The organism is uncultured Mycobacterium sp. (assembly GCF_964249325.1).
In the GTDB taxonomy this organism is placed as follows: Bacteria; Actinomycetota; Actinomycetes; order Mycobacteriales; family Mycobacteriaceae; genus Mycobacterium.
Window position 1 is genome coordinate 4,236 of the sequence record NZ_CAXUCH010000098.1, and the last position, 11,296, is coordinate 15,531.

Below are 11,296 nucleotides of genomic sequence, written 5' to 3' on the forward strand. Positions count from 1 at the left end.
ACCGCCAGGTGCCTGGCGCGACGATCGCGTTGGTCGGCGGCCTGGGCGGGCGCGTGGACCACCACGCGGCGATGGTGTTGGAGCGGGCGGCATGATCACGGCTGCCGGCCCGACGATGGACTGGCTGCTCGACGCGGCGCTGACTCCCGACGCCGACGACCCTGTGCTGCGGCCGTTGTATGAGTCCGCGGCGCGCGGGCAGCTGGCCTTGCCGTTTTGCGCCTCCTGTGGTCTGCCGCTGGAACTCGAGCAGCAGGTCTGTGACGGCTGCGGCTGCCCGCGGCGCCGCTGGGCACCCGTAGAACCGGTCGGCGTGGTGCATTCCTGCACCCTGATGCACCGTCGAGAAGTCGGGCTCGTCGTCGCCGAGCACCCGTATCCGATCGTCGACGTCGAACTGGCCAGCGGACACCGCGTTGTGATGACCACCGTGCTGCCCTGCGACAGCGCGCCACGTATCGGCACCGCGGTGCGCATCGGGTACCGCCGCCTCGGCCATGTCGCCATTCCCGCTGTCGAGACCTGGGAGGACACTGCATGATGACTCTGGACAATGCCGCCGCGGTCGACGATTTCGACGTCACAACCGTGGTGCAGACCGATCGAGTGCACGGATCGGTGTACACATCGCCGGAGATCTTCGACCGCGAGATGGAAACCATCTTCAAGAAAGGCTGGGTCTACGTAGCCCACGAGAGTGAGATCAGCGAGCCCGGCGACTATCTGACCCGGATGATCGGCCGCGACCCCGTCGTGGCAGTGCGCGGCAAGGACGGCGTCATACGTGTGCTGCTGAACCGCTGCACGCATCGCGCGAACAAGCTATGCAACGCCGAGAAGGGCAACGCGAATTCATTTCGGTGCCCCTATCATGGCTGGACCTTTACCAACACCGGTGCATTGCAGGGTGTTCCGATGCGTGAAGCCTACGGTGAGGCGTTCACACAGGTGCGCTCCGAGCTGGGTCTGGCGCAGGCCCCGCGCGTCGACAGCTACGGTGGGTTCATCTTTGCTTCTCGTGCATCAGAAGGGATTTCACTGACCGAGCATCTGGGCAGGGCGACCACAGCCATCGACCGACTACTGAACCTATCGCCCACCCGATCAATCGATCTGCGGGTCAATTGGATGAAGCACCTCCACCACGCGAACTGGAAGATGGTCGTGGAGAACAACGTCGACGGCTATCACGCGCTGTTTACCCACGCATCGGTCTACGATGCCGTGCGGCCGGCGAAGGTGTCACACGTACCCACAAAGGTCGATGTGGTGGTACGCGACATGGGTAACGGGCACTCAGAGATCGACTACAGCAACGAATACCGCAAGCTCGACGAAGAATTCGTATGGTATGGGCGGATCCCACGCGAGAAATTTCCCGAGTACGTCGATGCACTGGAGCGCGCCTACGGGCCCGAGCAGACGCATGACGCGCTGGTGATCGGCCCCCCGCACACGCTCATCTGGCCAAATCTGTTCCTAGCGGAGATGAATGTAATGTTCGTCGAGCCGCGGGAGGTGGACCGCACAATCGCGTACACGACCGCGGTACTGATCCCGGGGCAGGACAAGCTCAATGAGCGCACGCTGCGGCGATCAGAAGGGGCGATGGGGCCGGCGGGCTTTTTAATCGCCGACGACGGCGAGATAGGCATGCGCAATCAAGCCGGGCTCGCCGCCGAACTGCCGGAGTGGCTCGTGCTCTCGCGTGGCATGCACACCGACGTCGGGGACGAGACCGGCATCGTCAACGCTGATAAGAGTGCCGAGACCCCCCAGCGTGGCTTCTATGCGCAATGGGCCGCGGTCGTCGGCGGGAAGGTCTAGCGATGACTGTGGAGGCGCGCCAACAGCCGAGCCTGCGGCCATTGCCGGATTCCGAGGTTTTGTCGTTTCTATACCTGGAGGCGCGGCTGGCCGACGAGGGTCGGTACTCGGAGTGGGAGTCGCTGTGGGCCGACGACGACACCGTCGAGTACCGGGTTCCGATCCACCCCGACGACGACCCGCGCACCACCCTCGCCTACATCAACGACAACAGGAGGCGTATCAAAAGCCGCGTCGCCCAACTGAATACCGGTAACCGGCATTCGCAGTCGCCGCCGTCGGTGATGCGACGGGTGCTGTCCAACAGCGAGGTCGTTGACGACACCGATGGCACCGTCACGGTGGAGTCGAACTTCGCCGTGTTCGAATACCGTGTACGGCAACGGTATTGGGCCGGCCGTGTCACGCACACCGTGCGCCGCACGCAGGACGGACTCAGGTTGCTCCGCAAGGTCGTGCACCTCGTCGACGCAAGCGGCCCCATCGACACTTTGGCTTTTCTGATCTGATTGCCCATGCTGATCTCAGACATCGCCACCAACAACGCCCGCCGCTACCCGCACAAGCGCGCACTCGTCCAAGGCGACCGGGTCCTCACCTGGTCGCAGGTCGATGCCCGATCTTCTCGGCTGGCCAGCGTGCTGGATAGCCGCGGATTGATGCCTGGCGATCGGGTGCTGGTGATCGCCCGCAATTGCATTGAATGGCCGGAGATCTCATTCGGTCTGGCCAAGGCGGGGCTCATCGCGGTTCCGGTCAACATCCGTCTCGCACCCGAGGAAGTCGCTCATGTCCGCGACGACTCCGGCGCTAGAGCGGCGATCGTGCATGCCGAGCAGTTGAAGCAGTTTATCGGCGAGCTTTTTGAAATGGCGGCCGTGCTCGGCATTGGCGGACGTCAGGCGCTGGGCGACAACGAGTTGGTGACCGATTATGAGACGGCGTTGACGCACGCGTGGCCCGCCCCACCCCACGTCGACATCTCGCCAGACGACATCGCGGTCATTCTCTACACCAGTGGCACCACCGGACGCCCCAAGGGGGTGATGCATACCCACCGCGCGCTGCTGTACCAGGCGGCCGACACCAACCTGGTCACCGAGGCCAACCGCTCCGACGTCATGCTGGCGACCACCCCGTTCTTTACTGCCGGCGGGATGGTCCGAACGGTCTCATGGCTATACCTGGGCCAGACCATGGTGATCCACCAGAAGTTCGACCCCCAGGCGGTGATCGATGAGATCGAGCGCAGCGCAATAACATTCACCACATTCATCCCGACCATGCTGCAGCGCACGCTCGCACTGCTGGAAACCGGGCCGCAGCGCGACATGTCGAGCCTGCGTCGCATCTCCTACGGTTCGGCCCCCGTACCACCGGGCCTGGCGCGCAGGGCCATGGAGCTTCTCGGCTGCGATTTGCAGCAACGCTACGGGCTCACCGAGTGCGGCGGCCAGGCCACTATCTTGACCCCTCAGGACCACCGCGACATCCTCAACGGCAAGACGTCAATCGCCACGTCGTGCGGGCAGGAGACGCCGATGTGCGCGATCCGCATCGTCGATGAGGACGGCAACAGCCTGCCTGCAGGCCACATCGGCGAGATCGTCATCGTCAGCCCCGCCAATGCGATCGGCTACTGGAACCGTCCCGAGCAGACCGCAGAGACGTTTCGGCGCGACGGCTTACGCACCGGCGACATGGGCTACCTCGACGATGAGAACTACCTGCACATCACCGGCCGCAAGACCGACATGATCATCTCGGGCGGCTTCAACGTCTATCCCGCCGAGATCGAGCGAGTCATCGCGCGCCACGAGGGCGTCGAGATGGTCGCGGTGGTGGGAGTTCCCCACCCCGAATGGGGCGAGACCCCAGTCGCTGTGGTCATCCCCAAACGCCACGTCACCGACTGCCATCGCCTGACTGCCGAGCTATCGCAGCTGTGCCGGGCAGAGCTGGCCGGCTACAAGCAGCCACGGCGATTCGAGTACCGCGACGAGTTTCCGCTCGGGCCTGCGGGCAAGATCCTCAAACGAGAGATAGCTAACCAGGTTAGCCAGGTGGCTGAGTCGGCTGTAAGGATGTTGATGACATCCCCACACAGCAAGGAGGCTTGATGTCCGACCTGACTGAACTGCAGACAATCGAGTTCGAGCTCGCCGATCACGTGGCGACTGTCACCCTGAACCGGCCGGAACGCTTGAACAGCTTCAACGAGTTGATGAGTCGCGAACTCGCGGCGGTGTGGCGGAGGGTCCGTGAGGACGAAGACATTCGGGTGGCGGTGCTGCGTGCCAACGGCGAGCGCGCATTCTGCACCGGCCTCGACGTTTCCGAGGGCACCTGGTGGGCCCACCAACCGGTGTTCAACCAGGAAGACCCAGGGGCCTTCCTCGGGCCGAAAGCACACCGGGTGTGGAAGCCCGTGATTGCCGCGCTGCACGGCATGGTGGCGGGCGGCGCGATGTATTTCGTCAACGAATGCGACTTCGCTATCTGCTCTGAGTCCGCGACTTTCTTCGACCCCCACGTCAACTCCGGTGCTGTGTCGGCGCTGGAGCCGATGGGCATGCTCGCGCTGGGCGTGCCATACGGGGAGGTGATGCGATGGGCGCTGATGGGCAGCGAAGAACGCATATCCGCCGCCACCGCGCTTCGCATCGGCCTAGTCACTGAAATAGTGCCGGACAACGAACTGCGTTCGCGCGCAGCGCAATTAGCTGCCGAGATTGCCAGCCGCCGGCCCAAGGGCATCGAGGGGACGGTGCGAGCGATGTGGGAAGCTCGCGACCTGCCGCCGAGCATCGCGGCGCGCCACGGCCTGTCCTACACCCACATCGGTAACCCCGGAGACGGCCGCAGCGACTCGCGGGTCAACAAGAAGCCACCCCGGACCCGGTGAGAAAGACCACGATGACGCAAACAGCAGCCCAGCAACTACTCGAATTCACGTTGTTGATCGGCGGCCGTCAGGTGCCCGCGGCCTCCGGCGCCACCTACGACAGCGTCGACCCGTTCAGCGGCCGGCCCTGGGCGCGGGTACCAGACGCCGACACAGTCGATGTCGATCACGCGGTTGCCGCCGCCCGAGAAGCGCTGAACGGGCCGTGGGGCCAGTTCAGCGGCACCGCCCGCGGCAAGCTGCTGTGGCGGCTCGGCGAGCTCGTCGCGCGAGAAGCGCACAACCTGGCCGAACTGGAGGTCCGCGACGGCGGAAAGCTGATGCGCGAGATGGTCGGTCAGATGTCCTCTCTACCGGACTACTACTTTTACTGCGCCGGGCTGGCCGACAAGCTGCAGGGGGCGGTCGCGCCGACCGACAAACCCAACTATCTCGTCTACACCCGCCATGAGCCGGTCGGCGTAGTGGGCGCGATCACGCCGTGGAATTCGCCGCTTTTGCTGTTGACGTGGAAGCTAGCAGCGGGTCTGGCCGCGGGCTGCACGTTCGTGGTCAAGCCCAGCGATCACACGCCGACCTCTACCCTGGCGTTTGCCAAACTCTTTGTAGAGGCAGGCTTTCCGCCCGGTGTGATCAACGTGGTGACCGGTTGGGGACCGGCGACCGGTGCGGCGCTGGTTTCGCATCCAGGCATCGACAAGGTCGCGTTCACTGGATCCACGGCCACCGGCATCGAAGTCGGCAAGGCCGCCGTTGCGAACATGACCCGGTTCACTCTCGAACTCGGTGGAAAGTCCGCGCAGGTCGTCTTCGACGACGCCGACCTCGACGCTGCCGCCAACGGTGTGATCGCCGGCGTGTTTGCGGCCACCGGCCAGACGTGCCTAGCAGGTTCGCGCCTGCTCGTACACGAACGGGTCGCCGATGCGCTCGTGGACAAGATCGTCGCCCGCGCCGCCACCATCAAGCTGGGCGACCCGAAGGATCCGACGACCGAGATGGGTCCGGTTTCAAACGCTGCGCAATACGAGAAGGTGCTCTCGCACTTCGCATCTGCGCGTGAACAGGGCGCTACGGTGGCCTACGGCGGCGAACCCGACCCCGACCTCGGTGGATTCTTCGTCAAACCCACCGTACTGACGGGGGTCAATCCGTCGATGCGGGCCGTGACCGAGGAGATCTTCGGTCCAGTGCTCGCGGTGATGACGTTCACCGACGAAGACGAGGCCGTGGCTGCCGCCAACGCCACCCAGTTCGGACTGGCTGGCTCAGTGTGGACTAAAGACGTGCACCGCGCCCATCGGGTGGCCGCCAAGCTGCACGCGGGAACGGTGTGGGTCAATGCGTATCGAGTCGTGGCTCCGCAAGTTCCCTTCGGCGGCATGGGCTTTAGCGGCATCGGGCGGGAGAACGGGATCGATGCGGTCAAGGATTTCACCGAGACCAAAGCTGTGTGGGTGGAGCTGTCCGGGGCGACCCGAGACCCGTTCACGCTCGGATAAGTTGCGAAACCTTGCCGTGCGCCAGTGTCCGTTGGCAGGTTGCGACAGGAGGATGGTGCCGAAAACTGCGCGCTTCGATCCGTGCGGTCCTGCACCCGCAAGTCGTGTATTTCCGGGACGCCACCATGGGCGTGATCTTGTCTGATTTTCAAAGCACCCTGATTCGGGCGCGTGCATTTCTGCTCGCTGGCGCCATGTCCGGGCGACCACGCAAACACAGCGCTGATTTCAACAGGCTTCTGACACGATGCATATTCCTCACCGCAAAAGCTATCCTGTTTCATCCGCTAAAGGTTCGGCGATCAGCAGAGGTTTTCACCGCCTTTTCATAGGCACCTCAGAAAGGTAATCCCCGTTGGCCCACGAACACAAGGCCGATGCTGCGCTGTCCGGCATCAGCGTCGTCAGTTTGGAGCAGGCGGTGGCAGCGCCTTACGCGACGCGGCAGCTGGCGGACCTTGGCGCCCGGGTGATCAAGGTGGAACGTCCGGACGGAGGCGACTTCGCCCGCGGGTACGACCACAAGGTGCACGGTGACTCGAGCTACTTCGTCTGGCTCAATCGCGGCAAGGAATCGCTGACCCTGGACTTGAAACAGGCGCAGGGACAAAGCATTGTGCGCCAGCTGCTGACGTCGGCAGATGTGCTGGTGCAAAACCTCGGGCCGGGAGCCGCTTGGCGGATGGGCCTGGACGCTGAAACGCTGGCAGCCCAGTACCCGAGACTGATCGTCTGCGATATCACCGGTTACGGTGAGACGGGGCCTTGGTGCACCCGCAAGGCGTACGACCTGCTGGTGCAGGCCGAGGCTGGCCTGCTGTCGGTTACGGGAACCGCCGAGCACGTCGCCCGCACCGGTGTCTCGATCGCCGACATCGCCGCCGGAATGTTTGCCTACTCCGGTATTGTCACCGCCTTGTTCGTCCGCGCCACCACGGGCCGTGTTGCCCCGATATCGGTGTCGCTGTTCGAGGCGCTGGCCGAATGGGTCGCACAGCCCGCCTACTACGCGCATTACGGCGGCACACCGCCACCCCGCACCGGCGCGCGTCATGCGACTATCGCCCCATACGGCCCGTTTACCGCAGGTGACGGGCAGACGGTGCTGCTGGCAGTGCAAAACGAGCGGGAATGGCGCAGCCTGTGCGAAAAGGTGCTCGGATCGCCGGCTCTGGCCGTGGATTCCCGGTTCGCCACGAATCCGGAGCGGGTAGCGAATCGCTACGCACTCGAAGCGGTGATCCAGGCTGCGATCGCCGCGATGACCGCTGACGAACTGGCCGGGCGACTGGAGTCCGCCGGGATCGCCTACGGACACTTGACCGATGTCGAAAAGCTCTGGTCGCATCCGGTGCTGGCCGCACGGCGTCGCTGGCGGCAGATCCGCACGCCGAAGGCATCAATCTTGGCGCTACTGCCGCCGGCAACACTGAAGGGTACCCAGCCCGTACTCGGCGACATCCCTGCTCTTGGCGCACATAGCGAGGAAATCCTGCAAGAACTCGGATACAGCGGCGACGCCATTCGAAGCCTCGCCGCGGACGGCGTGGTCACGCTTGGACCGTCGTAGGGCACCAGTGCGCTCTAAACGGCTGCCATTCTGACATCGACGTCACCACATGCGCACCAGGTAGCCTGAAACAACATACTAATTCCAGCGAATACTACTGCTTCCTCCAACGCTTTCTGACGGTCCTGTACGCTTTATAATGACTGCTGGACAGCCTGAATATAGAGGAGGTGCATGGGCATCGACGTTGGTGCGGCTCACGCCCCATCGCTTAGGCCGCAGCTGTTTGCAGCCGCGATCGCCCGCCTTGACAATGGCTTCGGGAACGGGCTGATGTCGGGTCGGCCGACACGGCAGGCATTGCACCGGAGGTTGGATGCGTCACCTTGACCCTGACTGGTCCAACCAAAAGCGCGAAGTGTTCCTCGATTGGGGTGTCTTCGATGCGTATCCGCAGCCGGTGCGTGATGTGCGGGCAGCGGCGGGATTAATCGGTATGAACGAAGGCCGCGACGGCATCTCATGCTTAGTCATCGAAAAAGACACTAGTAGAACTACTTTCGGCTGTATCGAGGTGATGACGCACGGGCTGTATTTCGACAATCGCCGGATTGCGCCTGACGGGCTCATCGGCGTCGGGCACCAATGCTCCGCACGGGCGAGCGGGCTTTCTGACGCACAACGGCATCACCAACTCCGCGGGCGTCATCGGCATCGCCAGACGGCCGTCGAGCTTGCCTGCCGATGGGCGCGGGACAGAACCGTATTCAGCAGCAAACTTGATGGCAGTCGGCGAAGCCACCAACGAGATTCTGCGCCATGTCATGGCTGACCAGTTGATCCCCGGGCGGGCCTGTGGCATGTCTTGTTTCGATCCCGCACTTAGTTCAGTGCCGCCGAAGGATGAGGTTGTGGCCGATGTGATCATCCGAACTCGTCGTAGAGATGACCTCCTGTGCTTGCTGTGCTCCTGTGCTTCATGCTCAGCGCCGGGTCGGGTGCCCCCCGTGCCTGACGGGCCTGCGCGCAGGCGCCGGTTAGGAGTTTCAGATGCGGTTTTGGTGCGGCGTTGAGCAAGGCGCTCGCCTGTTCGGAAAACGTCGGTTCCTGTTTGACACCCACGGGCGAAGCCTGACATTTCGGGAGTTCCGCGACCACGCAGAATCAGCGGCCGCCGGCTTGGTGAAGCTCGGCATCGGTCGAGGAACCCGGGTCAGTTGGCAGCTGCCGACCGGGCTCGAAGCCGCGGTTCTCATTGCCGCGTTCTCCCGGATAGGGGCTGTCCAGAACCCAATTATCATGTCGCTGCGCGAAGCTGAACTACGCACCGTGGCAAGGCAATTCAGGCCTGAATTCGTTTTCACACCCACGGTGTGGCGCGGATTCTCGCATCAAGCGATGGCTGAAGCGTTGTTCCCCAACGCTAAGATCTTCTGCACCGACGTCCCGTTGGGCAACTCAATCGAGGTCGCCCTGCCCAGAGCTGAGCGCAGCTGCCTTGAGCCGCTGCCATTGCAGGACGCCCCGCGATGGGTCTACCTCACCTCCGGCAGCAGCAACGAACCCAAGGCCGTCAAGCACACCGACGAATCGGTTTGGGCCAGCTCGAACACCATGTCAAAGGACTTGCCGTTCGAGGCCGACGATGTGTTTCCGATCGCGTTCCCGATCGCCCACATCGGTGGTGCGGCCGTCATGATCACCGCGCTGCGCATTGGCTTTTCCGTGCAGCTGGTGGATGTTTTCGACCCCGAGAAGACACCGCTGGAGATGGCGGCGGCCGGGGCCACGATTCTGGGTAGCGCCACGTTGTTTTTCAACGCTTACCTGGCTGCCCAGCGTCAGCATGGAACTGCGCGGTTGTTCCCCCGCTTGCGCTTCTGTTCGGGCGGCGGGGCGCCAATAGGCCGCGGCATGGATGAACGTGTGCGCACAGAACTCGGCGCCGCTGGACTCGTCAACGGCTATGGTCTCACCGAATGTCCGATGGTTGGCTTTCCACCGCTTCATGACGACGATATGCGCAAACGATCGGCATGGATGCCGGGCCCGGGTGTCCAAGTGCGAATCGTCAATCGGGATGGCGTGGATGTGCCCGCGGGGGCCGAAGGCGAGCTGCGTCTGCGCGCGCCGCAAATGTTCAGCGGTTACCTCGACTCGTCGCAAAACGCCGATGCCTTCGATGAATCCGGATTTCTGCGCACCGGTGACTTAGCGATCCAAGGCACCTACGGCGAGGTGGTTGTGACCGGCCGGCTCAAGGAGATCGTGATCCGCAAAGGCGAAAACATCTCGCTTCTGGAAGTCGAGGACGTTCTCATCAAGCATCCCAGTATCGTCGACGTCGCCGTGGTTGGCCTACCCGATCAGGACCGCGGTGAACGCTGCTGCGCAGCAGTCGTGCTGGCGGACAACTCGCCGATTCCCACGCTGCATGAGCTGCGCGCGTTTTGCCGTGCCCACGGATTGGCACCGTTCAAGACGCCTGAACAACTTGTCGCCGTCACGGACATCCCACGTACATCGATGGGGAAGATCCAGCGAATCAGATTGCGCGAAGAAATTCTTGCCATAACAAGCGCAGAGCGCAACGAATAAGCGGTGCGAGTTGAACATCGAGTGGCCACTTAGGAAGCTAGTAGGACGGTGCCCATGACACTTCTTATGCCAACCTCAGGCGGCAGATGCGGTAGGGGTGAGTTTGGCGGCGGCGTGTTGGGCGGACTCATAGGAAATGCCGTCTTCCCAGCAGCGCCAGATGACGCGAATCTGGGCGCGCCGCAAGGATGCGGATGGCATGTGGGTGAGTCATCCGCGACATCGAGTGGCCATTGACCTTTGGCAGTGCACTGTCATAGTGTGAATTCACATCGTACACGCCGCCGTACCCTGTCCGCCGTGTTTCTGGCTGCAATCGAAAGGCTCACAATGAAATTCGCTGTCTGTGTGCCTAACTGCATGCATGTCGCGAGGATTACGCAACCGTGGGAGAACAGCCTCACCGGCCAAGGCATTGCCGCTGTGGCGCACCGGGCCCGAACAGCGAGGCTATTCGATGCTGTTCCTTCCCGAACACTTGCCCACCTCCCGCCTCGAGCTGTGCGTCAACCACTATTTCGATGCCACCAGTGCACAAGCCTTCATCGCAGGCGCCACGTCGTCGATCATGCTCGAGTAGTTGTAAAAGAGGTTTGGGCATCGTGCGGATAATTGTCACCGGCGGCAATAGTGGCATCGGTAGGGTGACCGCGAGCGCGATGGCCGCCGCCGGACACCAAGTGGTGATCGGGTGCCGCACGCCTGAGAAGGGTCTGCAGGCCGCTGCGGCAATGACCGGCGATGTCGAGGTCCGAAGGCGCGATCTCGCCGATCTTGCCAGCGTCCGAGAATTTGCCGAAACCGTCGAGTCTGTCGACGTGCTCGTCAACAACGCGGGCGTACTTGCGGTTCCGCTGACCCGCACAACCGACGGCTTCGAGGTCCACATGGGCATCAACCACCTAGGCCCGTTTTCCGCATAGTTGGCGGTTAAGGTTTGTGGTTTTGGATGTT

Annotated in this window: 11 protein-coding genes and 2 pseudogenes (1 of these 13 running past the window's edge); 11 read left to right on the forward strand and 2 right to left on the reverse strand. The window is 63.0% G+C overall.

From position 1 onward, the window contains the following. The 8 genes and pseudogenes from ACFE99_RS13745 to ACFE99_RS13780 all read left to right on the forward strand — a co-directional run. Positions 1-95, forward strand: a pseudogene (locus tag ACFE99_RS13745) (thiolase family protein); it begins 1,032 nt to the left of the window's first position. Continuing rightward, entirely contained in the window at positions 92-541 is a 450-nt protein-coding gene (locus tag ACFE99_RS13750) for a Zn-ribbon domain-containing OB-fold protein (RefSeq protein WP_375486126.1), read from the forward strand. Before ACFE99_RS13745 ends, ACFE99_RS13750 begins: the two are co-directional and overlap by 4 nt. Next, a complete protein-coding gene (locus tag ACFE99_RS13755) occupies positions 538-1,827 on the forward strand; it encodes a Rieske 2Fe-2S domain-containing protein (protein ID WP_375486128.1) in 1,290 nt (429 codons plus the stop codon). The genes ACFE99_RS13750 and ACFE99_RS13755 overlap by 4 nt, the downstream gene beginning before the upstream one ends. A 2-nt stretch (positions 1,828-1,829) precedes the next feature. Further along, positions 1,830-2,336, forward strand: coding sequence for an aromatic-ring-hydroxylating dioxygenase subunit beta (locus ACFE99_RS13760; RefSeq protein ID WP_375486130.1), 507 nt, complete (start codon positions 1,830-1,832; stop codon positions 2,334-2,336). A 6-nt stretch (positions 2,337-2,342) separates the two neighbouring features. Beyond that, positions 2,343-3,947 carry a class I adenylate-forming enzyme family protein gene (locus ACFE99_RS13765; RefSeq protein ID WP_375486132.1) on the forward strand — a complete coding sequence of 535 codons (1,605 nt, stop codon included), beginning with the start codon at positions 2,343-2,345 and terminating at the stop codon, positions 3,945-3,947. Further along, a complete protein-coding gene (locus ACFE99_RS13770; protein ID WP_375486134.1) occupies positions 3,947-4,732 on the forward strand; it encodes an enoyl-CoA hydratase/isomerase family protein in 786 nt (261 codons plus the stop codon). The genes ACFE99_RS13765 and ACFE99_RS13770 overlap by 1 nt, the downstream gene beginning before the upstream one ends. A gap of 11 nt (positions 4,733-4,743) precedes the next feature. Further along, a complete protein-coding gene (locus ACFE99_RS13775; RefSeq protein ID WP_375486136.1) occupies positions 4,744-6,234 on the forward strand; it encodes an aldehyde dehydrogenase in 1,491 nt (496 codons plus the stop codon). Between the two features lie 355 nt (positions 6,235-6,589). Continuing rightward, entirely contained in the window at positions 6,590-7,804 is a 1,215-nt protein-coding gene (locus tag ACFE99_RS13780) for a CaiB/BaiF CoA transferase family protein (RefSeq protein WP_375486138.1), read from the forward strand. Between the two features lie 466 nt (positions 7,805-8,270). Here the strand turns inward: ACFE99_RS13780 and ACFE99_RS13785 are convergent, their stop codons facing one another. Then, complete coding sequence (locus ACFE99_RS13785; RefSeq protein ID WP_375486140.1) at positions 8,271-8,672, reverse strand: hypothetical protein; 402 nt, start codon at positions 8,670-8,672, stop codon at positions 8,271-8,273. 122 nt (positions 8,673-8,794) lie between these two features. Here ACFE99_RS13785 and ACFE99_RS13790 point away from each other — a divergent pair, with 122 nt between their 5' ends. After that, the gene (locus ACFE99_RS13790) at positions 8,795-10,342 is read left to right on the forward strand and encodes a class I adenylate-forming enzyme family protein (RefSeq protein ID WP_375486142.1); all 1,548 of its coding nucleotides are present in this window, start codon (positions 8,795-8,797) and stop codon (positions 10,340-10,342) included. Between the two features lie 75 nt (positions 10,343-10,417). Here the strand turns inward: ACFE99_RS13790 and ACFE99_RS13795 are convergent, their stop codons facing one another. Beyond that, a complete protein-coding gene (locus ACFE99_RS13795) occupies positions 10,418-10,543 on the reverse strand; it encodes a hypothetical protein (RefSeq protein ID WP_375486144.1) in 126 nt (41 codons plus the stop codon). Between the two features lie 256 nt (positions 10,544-10,799). On the opposite strand from ACFE99_RS13795, the gene ACFE99_RS13800 reads away from it, so the two are divergent. Then, complete coding sequence (locus ACFE99_RS13800) at positions 10,800-10,922, forward strand: hypothetical protein (protein WP_375486146.1); 123 nt, start codon at positions 10,800-10,802, stop codon at positions 10,920-10,922. A 22-nt stretch (positions 10,923-10,944) separates the two neighbouring features. Further along, positions 10,945-11,259, forward strand: a pseudogene (locus ACFE99_RS13805) (SDR family NAD(P)-dependent oxidoreductase); the annotation flags it as partial. Positions 11,260-11,296: the final 37 nt, after the last annotated feature.